Annotated in this window: 20 protein-coding genes and 1 pseudogene; 12 read left to right on the top strand and 9 right to left on the bottom strand. The window is 68.0% G+C overall.

What is annotated here, in order from left to right; genetic code table 11:
- Window positions 1-5: 5 nt before the first annotated feature.
- The gene (locus IV501_RS00645; RefSeq protein WP_200554485.1) at window positions 6-578 is read right to left on the bottom strand and encodes a CGNR zinc finger domain-containing protein; all 573 of its coding nucleotides are present in this window, start codon (window positions 576-578) and stop codon (window positions 6-8) included.
- A gap of 72 nt (window positions 579-650) precedes the next feature.
- Between IV501_RS00645 and IV501_RS00640 the strand changes: the two genes are divergently transcribed.
- The 3 genes from IV501_RS00640 (at window position 651) to IV501_RS16320 (ending at window position 3,427) form a co-directional block, all read left to right on the top strand.
- Window positions 651-1,613: an EamA family transporter gene (locus IV501_RS00640; RefSeq protein ID WP_200554484.1), complete on the top strand. Its 963-nt coding sequence runs from the start codon at window positions 651-653 to the stop codon at window positions 1,611-1,613.
- A gap of 9 nt (window positions 1,614-1,622) precedes the next feature.
- Entirely contained in the window at window positions 1,623-3,125 is a 1,503-nt protein-coding gene (gene gatB / locus IV501_RS00635; protein WP_200554483.1) for an Asp-tRNA(Asn)/Glu-tRNA(Gln) amidotransferase subunit GatB, read from the top strand.
- Between the two features lie 176 nt (window positions 3,126-3,301).
- Window positions 3,302-3,427, top strand: coding sequence for a hypothetical protein (locus IV501_RS16320; RefSeq protein ID WP_267910385.1), 126 nt, complete (start codon window positions 3,302-3,304; stop codon window positions 3,425-3,427).
- Window positions 3,428-3,540: 113 nt separating this feature from the next.
- On the opposite strand, the gene IV501_RS16040 is transcribed toward IV501_RS16320, so the two are convergent.
- A complete protein-coding gene (locus IV501_RS16040; RefSeq protein WP_234698336.1) occupies window positions 3,541-3,729 on the bottom strand; it encodes a hypothetical protein in 189 nt (62 codons plus the stop codon).
- On the opposite strand from IV501_RS16040, the pseudogene IV501_RS00630 reads away from it, so the two are divergent.
- Window positions 3,647-4,213: pseudogene (locus tag IV501_RS00630) on the top strand (DedA family protein); the annotation flags it as partial. The gene IV501_RS16040 and the pseudogene IV501_RS00630 overlap by 83 nt on opposite strands.
- Window positions 4,214-4,330: 117 nt before the next feature.
- On the opposite strand, the gene IV501_RS00625 reads toward IV501_RS00630, so the two are convergent.
- Entirely contained in the window at window positions 4,331-5,206 is an 876-nt protein-coding gene (locus tag IV501_RS00625; RefSeq protein WP_200554481.1) for an EamA family transporter, read from the bottom strand.
- 143 nt (window positions 5,207-5,349) lie between these two features.
- On the opposite strand from IV501_RS00625, the gene IV501_RS00620 reads away from it, so the two are divergent.
- Window positions 5,350-6,435: a zinc-ribbon domain-containing protein gene (locus IV501_RS00620; RefSeq protein WP_200554480.1), complete on the top strand. Its 1,086-nt coding sequence runs from the start codon at window positions 5,350-5,352 to the stop codon at window positions 6,433-6,435.
- Between the two features lie 5 nt (window positions 6,436-6,440).
- Here the strand turns inward: IV501_RS00620 and IV501_RS00615 are convergent, their stop codons facing one another.
- The 4 genes from IV501_RS00615 to IV501_RS00600 all read right to left on the bottom strand — a co-directional run bounded on the left by IV501_RS00615 (window position 6,441) and on the right by IV501_RS00600 (window position 9,269).
- Complete coding sequence (locus tag IV501_RS00615; protein WP_200554479.1) at window positions 6,441-6,902, bottom strand: OsmC family protein; 462 nt, start codon at window positions 6,900-6,902, stop codon at window positions 6,441-6,443.
- Between the two features lie 61 nt (window positions 6,903-6,963).
- Window positions 6,964-7,278: a hypothetical protein gene (locus IV501_RS00610; protein ID WP_200554478.1), complete on the bottom strand. Its 315-nt coding sequence runs from the start codon at window positions 7,276-7,278 to the stop codon at window positions 6,964-6,966.
- 15 nt (window positions 7,279-7,293) lie between these two features.
- The gene (locus IV501_RS00605; protein WP_200555378.1) at window positions 7,294-8,382 is read right to left on the bottom strand and encodes a calcium:cation antiporter; all 1,089 of its coding nucleotides are present in this window, start codon (window positions 8,380-8,382) and stop codon (window positions 7,294-7,296) included.
- 101 nt (window positions 8,383-8,483) lie between these two features.
- Entirely contained in the window at window positions 8,484-9,269 is a 786-nt protein-coding gene (locus IV501_RS00600) for an alpha/beta fold hydrolase (protein WP_307812113.1), read from the bottom strand.
- 96 nt (window positions 9,270-9,365) lie between these two features.
- On the opposite strand from IV501_RS00600, the gene IV501_RS00595 reads away from it, so the two are divergent.
- On the top strand, window positions 9,366-9,911 hold the full coding sequence (locus tag IV501_RS00595; RefSeq protein WP_200554477.1) for a DUF6611 family protein: 546 nt from the start codon (window positions 9,366-9,368) through the stop codon (window positions 9,909-9,911).
- Window positions 9,912-10,065: 154 nt separating this feature from the next.
- A complete protein-coding gene (locus IV501_RS00590) occupies window positions 10,066-10,656 on the top strand; it encodes a PadR family transcriptional regulator (protein WP_200555376.1) in 591 nt (196 codons plus the stop codon).
- Window positions 10,657-10,758: 102 nt separating this feature from the next.
- On the opposite strand, the gene IV501_RS00585 is transcribed toward IV501_RS00590, so the two are convergent.
- A complete protein-coding gene (locus tag IV501_RS00585; RefSeq protein ID WP_200554476.1) occupies window positions 10,759-11,952 on the bottom strand; it encodes an MFS transporter in 1,194 nt (397 codons plus the stop codon).
- 183 nt (window positions 11,953-12,135) lie between these two features.
- Here IV501_RS00585 and IV501_RS00580 point away from each other — a divergent pair, with 183 nt between their 5' ends.
- The 4 genes from IV501_RS00580 to IV501_RS00565 all read left to right on the top strand — a co-directional run bounded on the left by IV501_RS00580 (window position 12,136) and on the right by IV501_RS00565 (window position 16,369).
- Window positions 12,136-12,582, top strand: a complete 447-nt coding sequence (locus IV501_RS00580) for a MarR family winged helix-turn-helix transcriptional regulator (protein ID WP_200554475.1) — start codon at window positions 12,136-12,138, stop codon at window positions 12,580-12,582.
- 37 nt (window positions 12,583-12,619) lie between these two features.
- Window positions 12,620-14,290 (top strand): alcohol dehydrogenase catalytic domain-containing protein, encoded by a 1,671-nt coding sequence (locus IV501_RS16470; RefSeq protein ID WP_307812112.1) that lies wholly within the window; start codon window positions 12,620-12,622, stop codon window positions 14,288-14,290.
- Window positions 14,290-15,609 carry an MATE family efflux transporter gene (locus IV501_RS00570; RefSeq protein ID WP_307812111.1) on the top strand — a complete coding sequence of 440 codons (1,320 nt, stop codon included), beginning with the start codon at window positions 14,290-14,292 and terminating at the stop codon, window positions 15,607-15,609. Before IV501_RS16470 ends, IV501_RS00570 begins: the two co-directional genes overlap by 1 nt.
- A 97-nt stretch (window positions 15,610-15,706) precedes the next feature.
- Window positions 15,707-16,369 carry a hypothetical protein gene (locus IV501_RS00565; protein WP_200554474.1) on the top strand — a complete coding sequence of 221 codons (663 nt, stop codon included), beginning with the start codon at window positions 15,707-15,709 and terminating at the stop codon, window positions 16,367-16,369.
- Window positions 16,370-16,378: 9 nt separating this feature from the next.
- On the opposite strand, the gene IV501_RS00560 is transcribed toward IV501_RS00565, so the two are convergent.
- Window positions 16,379-17,035 (bottom strand): NAD(P)H-hydrate epimerase, encoded by a 657-nt coding sequence (locus IV501_RS00560; protein WP_200554473.1) that lies wholly within the window; start codon window positions 17,033-17,035, stop codon window positions 16,379-16,381.
- Window positions 17,036-17,142: 107 nt separating this feature from the next.
- Here IV501_RS00560 and IV501_RS00555 point away from each other — a divergent pair, with 107 nt between their 5' ends.
- Window positions 17,143-17,991 carry a patatin-like phospholipase family protein gene (locus IV501_RS00555; RefSeq protein ID WP_200554472.1) on the top strand — a complete coding sequence of 283 codons (849 nt, stop codon included), beginning with the start codon at window positions 17,143-17,145 and terminating at the stop codon, window positions 17,989-17,991.
- Window positions 17,992-18,003 lie beyond the last annotated feature (12 nt).

The following is an 18,003-nucleotide window of genomic DNA, read 5'->3' as shown; positions in this document are numbered from 1 at the left end:
CGCCGCTAGTTGAGTAGCGCACGCGCTTGGGTGCCCGACGCGCGTTCCCGGAACGCGATCATGTTCACCCGGTTGCCGCAACGCACGCTGCAGAACCGCTTCGAGCCGTTGCGCGACAGGTCGACCAGCAGACCGCTGCAGTCCGGGGCGGCGCAGACCCGCAGCCGGTCGGTGGCGTCCATGCGGATGACGTCGGCGAGGGCCAGCGCGACCTCCACCCGGATGCGTTCCGCGAGCGGGGCATCCGGAGCGGTCGCATGCCAGTGCCAGTCGCTGCCGTCGTGCCGGGTGAGCTGGGGGAGTGCCTTCGCCTCGCGCAGCATCGCGTTGACCTCGTCGACGGCATCGTCTCGGTCGAGCGACCAGATCGCGCGCAGTCGGTCGCGGGTGGCGAGCACGTCGCGGCGTTCCGGCTCATCGTGATCGATGCGACCGGAGTACCGGGCGAGGGCCAGCAGGTCGCGAAGTTGGGCGATAGTGGCGAGTTCATCCTCGCCGCTGCGGGAGGCGGTGGGGTCGGTGTTGGCGAGCGTGACGGTGAACGCCAGCACCTCTTCTGTGTCAGGGGCTAATTGCAAGTTGACTCCTTACTCCCGGCCATCCTAATGTCGGGGGTGTCAGCCAGGATGGGCCACGACTCGGAGGTTTTCATGACGCGCTCGTCGACATCCCTCGGCCTGCTCATCGCGCTCGTCGCCGCGGCGACCTTCGGGCTCTCCGGAGCCTTCGTGAAGCCGCTGCTCGAGTCCGGCTGGTCTCCGGCAGCAGCCGTCACCGTGCGCGCCGGGGTCGGCGGCATCGTTCTCGCGCCGTTCGCGGCGATCGCCCTGCGCGGAAAGTGGAACGCGCTCTGGCGGGCCCGCGGGCGGGTGCTCGCGATGGGGCTGATCGGCGTCGCTGGCACGCAGCTCGTCTACTTCGCCGCGCTGCAGCGAATCCCCGTGGGCACGGCCATCCTGATCGAATACATGGCGCCCCTTCTGCTTGTCGCATTCGTCTGGGCGACCAGTCGACGGATGCCGAAGGTCGTCGTGCTGATCGGTTCCGTCGTCGCGCTGGCCGGCCTCGTCCTCGTCGTCGCGCCCGGCGGAGGCGGCAGCCTCGACATCCTCGGCGTGATGTTCGCGCTGATCGCGATGGTCGGCTGCGCCATCTACTACGTCGTCGCGGCCCGCCCGAGTGACGGGTTGCCGCCGGTCGCGCTCGCGGCATCCGGCCTGATCTTGGGCGCGATCGTGCTCGGGCTGGTCGGCCTCACCGGCGTCGTGCCGTTCATGACCAGCACCCGCGACGTCGTGATGTTCGGTGCGCTCGCGCCGTGGTGGCTGCCGGTGCTCATCGTCGGGGTGTTCGCCACCGCGATCGCCTACGCCACGAGCATCACCGCGAGCGAAATGCTCGGCTCTCGGCTTGCGTCGTTCATGGGGCTGCTCGAGGTGGTCGCGGCGACGCTCTACGCCTGGCTGCTGCTCGGGGAACGCCTCACGATTCCGCAGTTGATCGGTGGCGCGCTCATCCTCGCGGGCATCGCCTTCGTGCGGTCGGAGAAGACCGATGCGATCGTCGAGGCGGGCGCGGACCCCGCGCATGAACGGGTCGACGCGCGCCCGTAGAATTGCCTCATGGCGCAACCAGCAGAACTCATGGACTACGACAAAGCCATCGAAATGTTCGAGCCCGTGCTCGGCTTCGAGGTGCACGTCGAACTCAACACCAAAACCAAGATGTTCAGCGATGCGCCGAACTACTTCGGCGGTGAGCCGAACACCAACGTGACGCCCGTCGACCTCGGTCTTCCGGGCTCGCTGCCCGTGGTGAATGAACAGGCGGTGAAGTACGCGATCAGCCTCGGGTTGGCCCTCGGCTGCAGCATCCGCCCCTCCAGCCGGTTCGCGCGCAAGAACTACTTCTACCCGGATCTTGCGAAGAACTACCAGATCAGCCAGTACGAAGACCCGATCGCTTACGACGGCACCGTGCAGGTGGAGCTCGAAGACGGTCGCACCTTCGAGATCGACATCGAGCGTGCCCACATGGAAGAGGACGCTGGCAAGCTCACGCACGTCGGAGGCTCGACCGGCCGCATCCAGGGTGCCGAGTACTCGCTCGTCGACTACAACCGGGCCGGCGTTCCGCTCGTCGAGATCGTCACCCGCATGATCACGGGAGCCGAGGCCGACGCGCCGGAACTGGCGAAGGCGTACGTGTCCACCATTCGCGACATCGTGCGGTCGCTCGGCATCAGCGACGCGAAGATGGAGCGCGGCAACATCCGTTGTGACGCGAACATCTCGCTGTCGCCGCGCGGTTCGGGCAAGCTCGGCACGCGCACCGAGACGAAGAACGTCAACAGCCTGCGCTCGGTGGAGCGGGCCATCCGCTACGAGATCCAGCGCCAGGCGGCGATTCTCGCCAAGGGCGGAACGATCACGCAGGAGACCCGGCACTGGCACGAAGACACCGGCGTCACCTCGGCCGGACGCCCGAAGAGCGACGCCGACGACTACCGCTACTTCCCGGAGCCCGACCTGGTGCCGGTCGAGCCGTCCCTCGAGCTGATCGAGGAGCTGCGCGCCGCGCTGCCCGAGGCCCCGGCCATCCGTCGTCGCCGCCTGAAAGACGCGTGGGGCTTCACCGACCTCGAGTTCCAGGATGTCTACAACTCCGGTCTGCTCGCCGAGATCGAGGAGACCACGGCTGCTGGCGCCTCCCCGGCGCAGGCCCGCAAGTGGTGGACGGGTGAGATCGCTCGCCTCGCCAACGCGGCCGGTGTGGATGCCTCCAGCCTGGTCAGCCCGGCGCACGTCTCCGAACTGATCGCGCTCATCGAGTCGGGTGAACTCACCGATCGTCTCGCCCGCCAGGTGCTCGAGGGTGTTGTCGCCGGCGAGGGTTCGCCCTCGTCAGTTGTGGAGTCGCGTGGCCTCAAGGTCGTGTCCGACGACGGTGCCCTCATCGCCGCCATCGACGAGGCGCTCGCGGCCCAGCCCGATGTGCTCGCCAAGATCCGCGACGGCAAGGTGCAGGCCGCCGGTGCCGTCATCGGTGCGGTCATGAAGGCGATGAAGGGCACCGCCGACGCGGCCCGCGTGCGCGAGCTGGTGCTGGAGCGGGCGCAGGCGTAACCCGCGCGGTTTCGCGGCCGCAGCGTTCGCGGCGGCAGCGTTCGCGATCGCGGTGTTCGCGATTGTGCCCGTGTGTGGCGATTGTGCCTGCTCGTGCGAGCACAATCGCCACGAAAGGGCACAGTGACGCGGAGCTGCTCTGGACTGCGCTACGGCCGCTGGCTAGCGTCGAAGGCATGGCCCTCGACGACGAAGACGCCATCGCAGAGCTGCAACGACAAGTGGCAGCCCACGGGGAGCTCATCGCCCGGCTTTACGCGCACCTCGACCTGGGGCGGCTGAACCGTTGCCGCTGTGCCTGATGCTGCCTGCTCATGGCGATTGTGCCCGTGTGTGGCGATTGTGCCTGCTCGTGCGGGCACAACGCGCACGAACGGGCACATTGGCTGGAGGTCGATCGAGAACGAGCGCAGCGCTAGCTCCAGAACCCGCGGTGCACCTCCGTTGCGGCGGGCAGCGCGTACGGGCCGTCGACCGCGACGGGGTGGGTGCCGCGCGCGAAGACCTCGCGGGAGTGTAGGTCGCTGCTGGAGACGGTGTTCCCGCCGATCCCGAGCGAGGTCATCCTGCCGCTCGCCGGATTCATCGCCCAGCGTGGCGACATGAACATCGTTCTCGTGATCGTGCTGTCGACCGCTGGCGCCTGGCTCGGGGCGCTCGTGCTCTATGCGTTGGGCGCGTGGCTCGGGGAGGAACGGGCTGTGCGCCTGCTGGCGAAGCTCCCGCTGGTGGACCGCGAGGATTTCGAGAAGGCATCCCGCTGGTTCTCGCGCCATGGTCGCTCTGCCGTCTTCTTCGGCCGGCTGATCCCCGGGGTGCGCAGCCTCATCTCCCTCCCCGCCGGTGCGCAACGGATGTCTCGGCTCGCCTTCAGCGTCTTCACCATCGCCGGCAGTGCCGTCTGGAATTCGCTGCTCGTGCTGCTCGGAGCAGCCCTCGGCGCTCAGTACGAGTTGCTCGATCGTTACTCGGCGTACGTGGACTACTCGGCGTACGTGGACTACGCGGTGTACGCGGCCGGCGCGGCGCTCGTCGGGTGGCTGGTGCTGCGGCGCATCCGCCGTCGACGCGAGGCCCGCGCCGAATAGGTTCGTCCCTTGTCGTGCCGACGGTGCACTCGCCGGACGCCTCGGCGTGGTAATTCTGCTCGGTTTCGATACGCGAACGCGCCAGAGCGCGTGCGCTACTCAACCAGCGTTGCGCCGCTACTCGACCAGGGGGACCGGCCCGCGGCGGGTGATGACCGCGGCAGCGAGTCCGCCGAGCATGATCGCTCCGCCGAGGAGTTCTGTGGCGGCGGGCACCTCTCCCTGTGCCACCCAGGCGGCGAGGATGCCGATCACCGGCACCAGGAGTGTGAACGGCACGACCGCGCTGGTCGGGTAGCGGGTGAGCAGCGAATTCCAGATGCCGTACCCGATCAGCGACGCGAACACCGCCGTGTAGACGGTGCTGAGAATCGCCGCGAGCGGCAGGTGGGTGAGCGCGACACCGACCGCGTGCGGCCCGTTGACGACGAGGGCGAGGGCGGCGCTGGGGATCGGCACGACCAGTCCGGACCAGACGACGAGGGAGAGGCCGGATGCGGCCTTCGCTCGACGGCTCAGCACATTGCCGATCGCCCAGCTCAGTGCGGCGAGAAGCGCGATGACCACCGGCAGCCAGGGAGCGGAGGCGATGTGCCCGACCACGACGACGGCGAGCCCGATCATCCCGATCACGATGCCGATCAATTGGCGGCGAGTCGGCAGCTCGCGGAGCACGAGCGCGGAGATGGCCACCGACAGAACGATCTGGGTTTGCACGAGGAGGGAGGCTAGCCCCGGCGGCATTCCGAGCGCGAGCGAGAGGTACAGCAGCGCGAACTGCCCGAGGCTGAGGAACAGGCCGATGAAGAGCACGTTCCTCCACCCAATGCCGGGCGGCTTGATGAAGAAGATCGCCGGGATCGACACCAGCAGGAAGCGCATCGCGACGAACAGCAGCGGGGGCACGTCTGCCACGCCGAGGTCGATCACGACGAAGTTGAGTCCCCAGATCACGACGACGACGAGAGCGAGGAGGGCGTGTCGGGGTGTCACCAGGTCAGCTTGGCAGCAGCCGGGGGACACCGGGTGACCGCCCTACGCGATCGGCGGGAGGATCGTGGCCGCCCTCAAGTGCCAGGGCGAGTGTCAGTGCTAGTTTCTGGGCGAGTGTCAGTGGCCGAAAGTACGGTTGCGGCGTGACCGAGAGTGTGGATGCGTGGTGGGCGAGGCGACAGCGTTCAAAGGGCGTCGCGGTGCCATACCCGATCGGAACCTACCGGGAGGCGTGGCAGGCGTACCCTGCGCTGATCCGCCAGTACCACCCCGAGTTCAACCACGGAATCACCCTCACCCAGATCCCCCCAGGAGCCGAGGTGCTGCTGCTCTGGGAGTGCGAGGTGGGCCATCGCTTCGCCGCGACGCCCGAGGAGCAGCGCAGTAAGCCCGGAACCTCTAGGCGCCGATCGACCTGGTGTCCCGACTGCGCGTCGCTGGCCGTACACCGCGCGACGCGAGCGAGACGGATGCCCGTGCCCGAGTCGCCGAAAGTCGGTACGCCGTTCTCCTGTGGTCACCCCGGAATCGCGCCGTGGACCGACCCCGATGCCGACCTGCGCTGCCTGCTCTGTCAACGACTCGAGGAAAGTGCCGTCAACCGCAGTGAACTTCTCGCCCGGGTGAACCCCGCACGCCGCACGGCGCTCGCCGAGGAGATTTCGCCGAAGGCGCGGTACTCCTGGGTCTGCGCGGCCGGGCACGGTACCTACTCGGCACGGGTCGAGTCTGTGCTGTCGGGGCCGCGGTGTCCGGTGTGCAAGAACGCTCGCGCCGGCGCGGCCGCGGTGCCGGTGGGGGAGGCGTTCGTCAGTGCCTTGGCGCCGAAGCCTGCCTCCCGGGCCGAGTCGGAGCTGCGTCAGGGCATTCTCGACCGTCTCGACGTCGACCTCACGCCGAACGCCGTGCGCGTCGCGCGCCCGTTCTTCGCGCACCTCGAGGTCTGGCCCGACATCCCCATCGCAGAACTCAAGGTCGCGATCGAGTACGACACGATCGGCCGGGACGGGCTGGAACACCTCGGAAAGCGTGAGGAGGTCGACCGCCGGAAAGACCGGCTGCTGCGCTCGGTGGGCTGGGAGGTCATCCGCATCCGGGTCGGCAAGCTCCTGCCGCTCGGCGACTACGACCTCGTTGCGGCAGGGATCAGCGGGGTGCTGCTCGACCGGGTGATCGAGCGACTGGGGGAGATCAGGGGCGAGCTGTTCGTCAGCGCTTACGGAAAATAGCCGGCCTATCCAACGTGACCGGTCGTGATTTCCGCCTCTACCGTTGCCACGGCATCGGAGATGATCTCGATCGAGGCCAGCTCGATCGGTACGGCGGAGCGTAACGAGTTCTGGATTTCGGCCACGGTATCCGTGTGCCGCAGCAACTCGCGCACGATGGCCTCGTCGGCCGAGGTCACCACCGAGACCCCGTACCGCACCGCGCGCACGGGCTCGCCGGGACCGTCGAAGTCACCGTCGACCGTGACATCGACACTGTCGAGTTCGATGCCGCGGGCCTCCGCCTCGCGGTAGACGTCGTTGCCGTAACAGGTGGCCAGGGCGAGCAAGAGCAGTTCGCCGCCGTTGACGCTCGACCCGCGTCCCTGCTCGCGCGGCGGAATCGTCAACGAGTGGGTGCTCTCCTCGCTCGCGAATGACACCGAGTGCGAGTCGAGAGAATTCTGGATGCGGGCGGTGACGTGCATGGCATCTCCGTTCGATCGGGATGACCCCAGTCTGCTCCGACGGTGGAGCCGAGTGCCAGGCCTACTTTCGTTTCGGCTCCGCGCCCATCATCGAGAAGATGAAGAGCATCACGAGCAGGGCGAAGATGAGGACGGCGGCGATGCAGTCGCTCCATTGAAACGGGAACAGGTGGCCGTCGATCGACAGCACGAGCACGGTCTCGACGATCGCGAACAGCCCGAAGAACGTTCCCAGCAGAACTCGGGTGGTGACGATGTTCTTGCCGCGCCGGTGCAGTTCGAGCCGACGGATCTCCACCATCACGGTGAGAAGCAGCACCGGCAGGATCTGCGCCAGCGTCGTCGCGGTCGGGGTATCGAACAGCCTGATCTCCATGGTGCCCCTTCCGGCCTACGGGCTGATCGCCAGGAAGACGAACGCTGCCAGGATGATGATGTGCACGAATCCCGTGAGCCGCGTCGCGCGCCCGGGGATGACGGTCAGGGTGCCGACCAGCATCGTGAGAACCAACAGCACGATCTGCACCGGCCCGAGCCCGAGAACGAGCTCGCCGTCGAGCCAGATGCTCGCGACGGCGATGGCCGGAATGGTGAGCCCGATGCTCGCGATGGCCGAGCCGTACGCAAGATTGAGACTTGTCTGCATGCGATCACGCAGCGCCGCGCGCGACGCGGAGATTCCCTCCGGCAGCAGCACGATGAACGCGATGACCACACCGACGAAGGAGCTCGGGATGCCGACGGCCGCAACCCCGGCCTCGATCGACGGGGAGACGGCGTGGCCGAGCCCCACGACGGAGAGCAGTGAGACCGCGAGCAGGATGCCGCTGATGACCGTGGTGCGCGTGGAGGGCGGCGTCGCGTGCTCGTCGTCGGAGATCGGTTTGCCCGTGGCGTTCACGGGCAGAAAGAAATCGCGGTGGCGACGGGTCTGGGTGGTGATGAACACGGCGTAGATGGCTACGGCGGCGATCGCGACGAAGGCGAGTTGCGATCCGGTGAAGCGCCCGCCGGATGCGCCGGTGGTGAAGCGCGGGAGCACCAGCGTGATCGTCACGAGGGTTGCGACCACCGCCACCGCGGCACCGGTGCCTTCCGGGTTGAACCGGGGCAGGCCGTGGCGAACGGAGCCGAGCAGCAGGGACAGTCCGACGATGCCGTTGCACGTGATCATCACCGCGGCGAAGGCGGTGTCGCGGGCCAGCGTCTCGGTGCCATGTCCGCCCGAGATCATGAGCGTGATGATCAGCCCGACCTCGATCACCGTGACCGCGACGGCCAGCACGATCGAGCCGAATGGCTCCCCGACGCGATGGGCGACCACCTCGGCATGGTGCACCGCGGCGAGAACTGCCCCGATGAGCACGACCGCGACGATGATCACGATCGCGAGCGGAAGGGTGCGATGCCAGGTGGCGATGAGCAGCACGAACGCCAGCAGCGGCACGCCGACCGGTGACACGCGCTGCACCGTTTTCATCACGGTTCAACCCTAGCCGGGGCGGCCTGACCGGCCTCTAGCTCGTCAGACCGTCACTTCGTTGCGGAGTCATTTCGTCGCATAGTCATTTCGTCGCATAGTCATTTAGTGGCGTCGAGAAACTCCACCGCGCGATCGCGAAACGGTCGGGCGGGTGGCGCCGTGAAGTGATTGCGGCCGACGATGTCGAAGAACTCGCCGTTCGGCACAGCAGCCGCGAGATCCCGGGACGCGTCGAATATCGGATCGTCGCTGCCGGTGGCGAAGAGCAGCGGCTGCTGGGGTGGGTCCGCCGGGTCGGGCTGAAGCCCTCCGCGCATCCCCTCGACCAGAGCGACCAGCGCGCTGAGATCGTTGCCAGGGATGCCGGCCGCCATCGAGAGATAGGTGTCGGTCAGCCGATCGGTGACGGCGGTTCCGTCGGCGATGAACCGGCGGGCCTCGTCGAGACGGAACCGGGTGAGCGGGTCACCTCCGGGAATTCCGCCGAGCACCGCCCGGGTGACTCTGGTAGGCAGCTCGATCGAGGCGTGCCAGCTCACGCGGGCCCCGAGCGAGTAGCCCACGAGAGCCACCTCGTCGAGCAGATAGCCGTCGAGCACAGCGAGCAGATCCGAGACCAGCAGCTCCATCGTGTACTGCGCGGGATCTTCCGGCTTATCGCTCGCGCCGTGCCCGCGCTGGTCGTAGGCGATGACGCGGAAACCAGCTCGCAGCAGGTCGCGGGTCCAGCCTGTCTGCTGCCAGTTCATCAGGCCGCTCGAGGCGAAGCCGTGAACGGCGAGGACAGCAGGGGCATCCTGGTCGCCGAAGTCGTAGGTCGCCAGGCGAAGGCCGTCTGAGGTCATCACGCCGCGGGCGGGAGGGGCGTCGGGCAGCAGGCTCACCCTGACAATTATCGCGCCATGAGTACCCCGGTGGTTTTTCGTAAGGATCGCGTGAGGACTCTGGCCGATCGTCGTCCAGCGGCGTAGACCGGGCCTGTGAACGTCTCATCCGCCCTCGCCTTCGCGCTCGAGGGCCATCATCCCTGGGGAACTCTCGATGTTGCCAATCCCGTCGATCTCGCCCGCCGCGGCTGGGGTGAGTATCGACTACGGGTATACCCGCCCGGAACCAATGCCGCCGAGCGTCGCGCACTCACCTTCCATCGACGTTGGCCGGTCTGCGGCGGCATTGCGGCTCTGTTTGCGGAGCTGATCCTCGGCACACTCTGGGTGCCGAGCGTGGTGACCGTCATCATCCTGTCGCTGTACTTCTCGGGGATCGCGGTCGGCCTGGCCGGAACGCGCGGCCTGCGCCAGCAGGTGCGGTCGATCACGGTGGTGGTGACCGAGTTGTCGGGAGAGCGGCATCGGTTCGGCGATGTCGCGCTCTATGAGGCGAGCGTGCGGCATCTGCTCGAGCTCGATCGACGGATGTCGGCGGGGGAGATCGTGCACGTGCAACACGAAGCGGGCTGGGCCGTCGTCTACAACTCGTTGGAGAGCATGCCGCTCAAAAACCCGCGCTTGCGCTTTTCGCTTTAGCGATATATCTTTGACGCATCGCAGAAGTTCTGCGATGGCTCGAGTTCCAGTGGAACGATCACCCGGCATGAACCGGCTGACTGCGAGCAGAATGCGAAAAGAGACTTTCATGAGAAGCACACATCACAACAACCAGTTCGACACCCTTCGCGCAATGCGTGCCGAGGCGATGCGATTCCACAATGACGGCGGCGGACGCGGTCGTGACCATGGTCACGGCTTCGCCGGCGGCTTCGGAGCCGGGTTCCCGGGCCAGGGCTTCGGCCCGGGATTCGGGCCTGGTGGATTCGGACCGCGCGGTTCGCGCCGGGCGGGCAAGGGCGACATCCGTTCCGTCATCCTGTCGCTGCTGAGCGAGGGACCGTCGAACGGCTATGGCCTCATCAAGGCGATAGCCGAGCGCACCAATGGTGCGTGGCGCCCGAGCCCCGGCTCGGTCTACCCGACGCTGCAGCAACTCGTCGATGAGGAGCTCATCGTGAGCAAGGGCGACGGTCGCAAGACCGAGTTCGAGCTCACCGAGGCCGGCTCCGCATACGTCGCCGAGCACGAGGAGGAGTTCTCGAAGGCCTGGGAAGCAACCCCCGGACGCTCCGAGGGGGCAAGCGAGTTCTTCGAGAGCGTCGGCAAGCTGATGGGCGTCGTCGGTCAGTTCCGTCATGGAGCGAGCGATGCCCAGCGCAAGGCGGCCGTCGAGAAGATCGACGAAGCGCGCCGTGCCCTGTATCTGATCCTCGCGGACTAGGCGCGTCACAAATAACGCGGCACAAACAAGCAAACGGATGGCCGTCCCGGGAAACCGGGGCGGCCATCCGTTTGTTGTTCGCGTCGTTACCCGCGGGCGGGCTCACGCATCGGCGGGCTCGAGTACGGCGGGGTGCTTCGTGTCTGGCATGACCGAGCGTCGCGTTGCGGCGATCACCATCACGATCACGGCCCCGGCGGTGATCGCGGCTCCCGCCCAGAGCGGGCTGGTGAAGCCGAGACCCGCGCTGATGGTGAGCCCGCCGATCCACGCTCCGAGCGCGTTGCCGATGTTGAAGGCGGAGATGTTGGCGCTGGAGGCGAGCGTCGGGGCGGAGCTCGCGTACAGCATCACGCGGGTTTGCAGCCCGGGGACTGTGCCGAAGCCGAACGCTCCCATCAGGAGCAGGGCGACGATCACGGCGATGGGGTAGGTGGCGGTCAGTGCGAAGGCGACGAGCACGATGGTCAGGCCGATCAGCAGCACGATGAGCGTGCGGTCGAGTCGGCGTTCCGCCGCCTTGCCGCCCACCAGGTTGCCGACGAACAGCCCGACGCCGAACAGGATCAGTAGCCACGGAACGGCGCCGCTCGGAAATCCGCTCACCCGGGTGAGCGTGTAGGCGATGTAGGTGAAGGCGCCGAACATCCCACCAAAACCGAGAACGGTGACGGCGATCGAGAGCCAGACCTGGCCGGCACGGAAGGCCGAGAGCTCACCGCGCAGATTGCTCACGTGAGCGTTCGCCTCGGTGGGCTTTGGGACGAGAACGACGATGCCGAGCAGCGCGATCACGCCGATGATCGTGATGGCGAAGAAGGTCGAGCGCCAGCCGAGCGCCTGGCCAAGGAAAGTGCCGAACGGCACGCCCAGCACGTTCGCGAGGGTGAGACCGGTGAACATGATCGAAATCGCGCTCGCCTTCTTCTCCGGCTTCACCAGGGTGCCGGCGACGACGGACCCGATGCCGAAGAACGCCCCGTGACAGAGTGCGGCGACGATGCGGCCGAGCAGCATGACGCCATAGGTCGGAGCGAGTGCGGAGATCAGGTTACCCGCGATGAAGAGCACCATGAGGCCGATGAGTGCGGTCTTGCGGGGCACGCGCGTGACGGCCGCGGTGATGAGAATGGCGCCGACGGCCACGCTCAAGGCGTAGCCCGAGATCAGCCAGCCCGCCGCTGCCTCGTTGACATGGAAGTCTGCCGCGACCTCGGGGAGGAGGCCGGCGATGACGAATTCCGTCAAGCCGATTCCGAATCCGCCGATGGCGAGGGCGATCAGGCCGATGGGCATGGCTATCTCCTTGTGGGGGCTGTGTTTGTGGGGCTGCGCTTGTGGGCGCGGGATGGCACGCGTACGCTGGTATTTGCAGACGCGTCATAAATAGTTGCACACGCGGGGTATTTCCGCAACCGTGTCATCCGATCGCTCGGAGACACGGGGCACGCCGGGGCGCGGGAACGGACGGAGCAGGCAATGAGTATCGGAGACGACGCGGTCGAGGTGCGGGCGCAGGGGTGGTACACGCTTGCAGCCCTGCACGGGCTGATCGATTCACGACTCGAGCGAGCGCTCCAGGCGAGCTCGAAGCTGTCCGTGGTCGAGTTCACCGTGCTCGACGTGTTGAGCCGCCAAGACGGCTGGCACATGCGCATGCAGCAGCTCTCTCGTGCGGCGGCGCTCAGCAACAGCGCGACCACCCGACTGGTCACGCGACTGGAAGACCGCAATCTGCTCACCCGCATCCTCTGCGTTGATGACCGGCGCGGCATCTACACCGAACTCACTGCGGCGGGCAAAAGGCTGCTCGCTGAGGCCAAACCGACCCACGATGCGACGCTCGAGCAGGCGCTCGCCGAGGCGCGCGAGACACCAGAGCTGCTGCCGCTGGTCGATGCCCTTCACGGCGTTGCCCTCGTCTGAAGTGGTACAGCCTGAGGTGGTACAGCCTGAGGCGGGGTTGCCCGAGACCGCACTCGTCGCCGAGTTCGTGCGCATCGTCGAGGGTGTGGTCGGGGCGCACGCCGGGCTCAGCCGCGATCAGGCGATCGTCGTCGGCCACCTGGTGCGCATCGTCAAGATCGGACGACGGATGCTGCGCGACCTCGCCGACGCCGACGGCGACCAGCAATTTCCGCTCACCCGCCAGTACCTCGACTCGTACTCGTCGCTGGTCTATCTGCTCGACCCGGCGCCCGAGGACGCGGTGCGCTTCGACCGGTATCTCAAGGACAGCCTGGTGGCGGAGCTCGACCTGCTGCGCTCGGCGGGAGAGACGGCGCCCGGGCACGAGCGTGAGCCAGGGCGCAGGCTCCTGGCCGAACTCGATCGCGCCCTGCGCACGGCGGACATGACGCCGGAGGATGTTCCCGGGCGTCGAAAGATCGGCTGGCCATCGGCTGAAGTACGGATGCGGGCGGTCGGCGACGGCGCCTACCTCGCCTACCGCAGCGGATCGAACGCCGTGCACGGCACCTGGATCGACCTGCTGCGGGCCCAGCTGACCGTCGCCGACGATGGCGCCTTCGCTGCGCGGCTGGAGCCCGAGGTATTTCGGCCCGAGGTGCTGCGGCGGTTCGTGCGGCTCGGGGTGCCCGTCATCCGTCTGTGCGTGGCCGCATTGGACATCACCGATCCTGGTACCGACGCGGCGCTGACCGATCTCGCGCGTAGCGTTGAGCTGGCAGAAACGAACGAGGGAGAAAAGCTGATGGCACGACACTGGATAGCGACGGATTTCGGCGGCTCGGAGGTGCTCCGATTCGACGAGACCGAGGTTCGCGCACCCGGCCAGGGCGAGGTCACGATCGAGGTACGCGCAGCGGGAATGAACCCGGCGGATTACAAGCATGTGGCCCGTGGTGAGGATCGCAGCCTGCTGCCGATCGCCATCGGCTACGAGGCGGCGGGGGTCATCTCCGCGGTCGGACCAGATTCTGACTTCTCGGTCGGCGACGAGGTGCTGGGCTTCCGTCTGCGCGGAGCATGGGCGACCTCGGTGACCGTTCCGGCATCCGATGTCTTCGCCAAGCCGCCAACGCTCGGCTTTCCCGAGGCCGCCAATCTGCTGCTTGCCGGCACCACCGCGAGCGAGATGCTGCACGTGACCAAGGTCGCCGCGGGGGAGACGATCGTCGTACACGGCGCGTCCGGCGCTGTCGGCGTCAGCGTCATCCAGCAGGCGAAGCTGCTCGGTGCCCGCGTGATCGGCACCGCCAGTGAGAAGAACTTCGCGGTCGTCGAGGGATTCGGCGCCGAACCGGTCGCCTACGGGGACGGTCTCGAGGATCGCCTGCGCGCGATGGCTCCCGAAGGATTCTCGGCCGCGTTGGACACCGTCGGCACGGACGAAGCGGTGCGGGTATCGCTCGCCCTGGTGGCGGACCGAGCGCGCATCGTGACGATCACCGCGTTCGCGGAAGCGCAGGAGCATGGCTTCCACGTGATCGCCGGGGTCATGCCGGCGAGTGCTGCCTACCGGGACTCGGTGCGGTCGAGCCTGATCGCGCTCGCCGGAGAGGGCTCGCTCGTCGTCCCGGTGGCACGCACGTTCCCGCTGGCCGATGCGCTCGAGGCAATCGAGCTGCTGCGCTCGGAGCATCCTGGCGGCAAACTCGCTCTGATCCCGTAGTGGCGGGAGCACCGTCGCGCGCGCTCGACCGGGAGATTCTGCGCCTGGCCGGGCCGACGCTCGCGGCGCTCGTCGCCGAACCTCTGTTTCTGCTGGTCGACACCGCACTGGTCGGGCATCTCGGCGACGAGCCGCTGGCCGGGCTCGGCATCGCCAGCAGCATCCTGCAGACCGCGGTCGGGCTGCTCGTCTTCCTCGCCTACGCGACGACCCCCGCGGTTGCGCGCTTGGTCGGGGCGGGAGATCGTCGCGGCGCCCTGCGGGCCGGCGTCGACGGCGTCTGGCTCGCGCTCGCGGTCGGGGTGGTCATGCTGGCGCTCGGGCTGTGGCTCGGCGACGGAGCCGTCGCGCTGTTCGGTGCGCAAACGGATGTCGCTGCCGCCGCATCCGTGTACCTCGGCATCTCGCTCTGGGGTTTGCCGGCGATGCTCATCGTGCTCGCTGCCACCGGGTTGCTCCGCGGCCTGCAGAACACCCACACCCCGCTCGTGATCGTCACCGCGGGCTTTGCGGCGAACGCGGCGCTCAACGCGATCTTCATTTACGGGCTCGGCTGGGGGATCGCGGGTTCCGCCGCCGGAACTGTGATCGCGCAGTGGGCCATGGCCGTGGCCTTCGTCGTGATCGTGGCGCGTCGGGCGCGACGGAGCGGTGCGGCGCTGCGACCTGGGCTGGCCGGCGTGACGGGGGTTGCGGCATCCGGCGGCTGGTTGTTGCTGCGCACGGCCTCGCTGCGGGCGGCCATGCTCGCCACTGTCTTCGCGGGCAGCATGCTCGGCGCCCGCGGTCTGGCGGTGCTGCAGGTTGCGCTCGCCCTGTTCTCCCTGGTCGCGTTCGTGCTCGACTCGCTCGCCATCGCCGGGCAGGCGATGATCGGCCACGGTTTCGGCGCGGCCGACAGGGAGCGGGTGTCGCACATCACTCGACGGCTGATCCGCTTCGGTCTGCTGGCCGGGGTCGGTATCGGCGTGGTGATCGCCGCGCTGTCGCCGGTGCTCGGTCGCGTCTTCAGTTCGGAGACGCCCGTTCTCGCCGCGCTGCCGCCGGTTCTGCTCGTGATGGCGGTGGGGGTGCCGCTCTCCGGCTTCGTCTTCGTGCTCGACGGCGTGCTGATCGGCGCCGGTGACTCCCGCTACCTCGCTCTGAGCGGGGTGGTGAACCTGGCCGTGTACCTGCCGCTGCTCTGGTGGGCGGTCTCGGTCGGAACCGTGTTCGCGCTCTGGGCGGCGTTCGCGCTCGGGTACATCGGCATCCGGGCGGTCACGCTCGGGCTGCGCGCCCGCGGCACGCGCTGGATCGAGCTCGCTGCCACCCGCTGACGCCATGCTCTGCGCGAATACCCAGCCAGGCGGATGAGCTGACCCCGATACTGGTCTCACCCGACCGATGCCGGTCCACAGCCCCAAGGAGCAAATCATGGGTTTCCTCGATCGTCTTCTCGGCCGCGAAGAGGACCCGCCGGTGCAGCAGCGCCAGGCAGCCCCGCAGCGCACCGCGTCTCGCAGTGACGATGAGATCGCCGTCGAGCGCTACCAGTACCTTCTGCGGACCGCGCCGCCCGAGACCATCGAGCAGGTGCACACCGAAGCATTTACCAAGCTGACGCCGAAGCAGCGCGACATCCTGTTCGAGCAGCTCACCAAGAACGCCACTACCGCGAGCGAGCGGCCGGCCAACGCCGAGCCCGCGACGCTGGCGCAGGCCGCTACCCGAGCCGAGTTCCAGCAGCCGGGCAGCATGGCGCGCGCTTTCGGCGGCGGCGGCGGCATGGGCGGGCCGAGCTTCGGCAGCATGCTCGGCAGCTCGATCCTCGGCACCGTCGCCGGCTACGTCATCGGCTCCGCGCTGGTCAGCGCCTTCATGCCGAACGACTTCGGTGGCTCGTCTGACGCGTCCGACGCGTCCGGGGATTCCGGCGGCGACAACAACAACGACAGTGCAGGCGACCCGGGAACGGATTCCGGTACCGACGCCGGCGGCACCACCGAGGCTGCGGGCTACGGCGGCGGCTGGGACCAGGGCGGCGACATCGGCGGCGATTTCGGGGGCGGCGATTTCGGCGGCGGAGATTTCTTCTAAGCCCAGAGCCTAGGTCTCGATCAGCGGAGTGACGCCCGTGAGGTCCAGTCCTATCTCGATCAGGCGGATGTGACCGGCGAGCTCCGCTCCGCGGCCCCGCAGCAGACCGGCCTTCACCGCACCGAAGGTGACGGTCAGGTCGGCTGGCAGCTGCACGGCATCCGCCACGCTCCCGTCGTCAGGGTTCACCCCGCTCGGGATGTCCACGGCGACGACCCGCGGACGCTGCGGCAGCGCCAGGATGGCCCGCACCACTGCCCGCGACCGCCCGCGCAGGGGAGTGCCGGCTCCAGCGCCGATGCCCAGCATACCGTCGACCACGACCGTGTCATCCGCCACCGTGCCATCCACGCCATCGAGCCGATCCGGGAGTGTCTCGATCTCGACGGCGCCCGACTCCAGTGCCCTGGCCAGCCCGGCCTCGTGCACACGGTCGCCGGTGCGCAGAATCTGCACGGGGATGCCATCGTTCGCAAGCTCAACACCGGCGAAGAGTGCATCCCCTCCGTTGTCGCCCGATCCGACGAGCAGCAGCACTCGCTCTGGCCTCACCTCGCGAATTGCCGCCGCGAGCCCGGCCGCTGCCCGCGCCATGAGGGGCACTCCGGAAGTCAGCAGCGGTGCCTCGGCTGCCCGCACCTGATCGGCCGAGTATCCAGCGGTCATCCGGCGCACGACCGTAGCTGACTAGACATCCGAAAGGTCGGGGTCATGAAGCCTCCTCTTCGCTACTGCAGGCTACGCTCGAACCCAATCGTCTCTAAGGAGTTCACGTGCCTGGTGCCCTCGTTCTGTCCGGTGGCGGACTTGCTGGAATCGCTTGGGAGGTCGGCGTGCTCGCCGGCATCGCCAACGAATCAGCGGATGTCTTCGCGAAGCTGACCCGCCCCGAGACCACCTACCTCGGCACCTCGGCCGGCTCTGCGGTCGCGTCGCAGCTCGCCGGAGGCACCCCGATCGAGGAGCTGTATGCCCAGCAGGTCGCCGAGGAGACCGCCGAGCTCGGCGCGGAGATCGACGCGGTCGCCTTCAGCGAACAGATGGCGAAACTCATGGAGGGCGTGACCTCGCCCGAGGAAGCGCGGCGTCGCATCGGCGCTTTCGCCCGGGCCGCCGACACTGGCTCGTCGTCAGCGCGCCGCGCGGTGATCGAGGCACGACTGACGGTGAAGGAGTGGCCCGACCGCCGCCTGTTGATCACCGCCGTCGACACCGACAGCGGCGAGCTCCGCATTTTCGATCGCGAGTCTGGCGTCAGCCTGGTCGATGCCGTCTCGGCCAGCTGTGCCGTTCCCGGCGTCTGGCCGACCGTCGAGATCGATGGACGGCACTACACGGATGGCGGGGTGCGGTCGACCAGCAACGTCGACCTGATCGCGGGCAGCGACCCCGTTCTGGTGCTCACGCCAGCGCCGGAGTTCGGTCCGCTCGGCCCGACAATCGCGCCAGAGCAGGTCGCCGCGATCGGCATCGGAGCGCGCACCCTGGTCTTCGCCGACGAGGCATCGCTCATCGCCTTCGGCAGCAATCCGCTCGATCCCGCCGTGCGGCCCGCCGCGGCACAGGCCGGGCGAGCGCAGGGGAAGCGGCTCGCTGCCGAGCTCCTGGCCATCTGGGGCTGAGTGGGCTCCGAA

It is taken from the genome of Lacisediminihabitans changchengi (assembly GCF_016634425.1).
Lineage (GTDB): Bacteria > Actinomycetota > Actinomycetes > Actinomycetales > Microbacteriaceae > Lacisediminihabitans > Lacisediminihabitans changchengi.
This window is presented reverse-complemented; position numbering and strand designations above follow the sequence as displayed.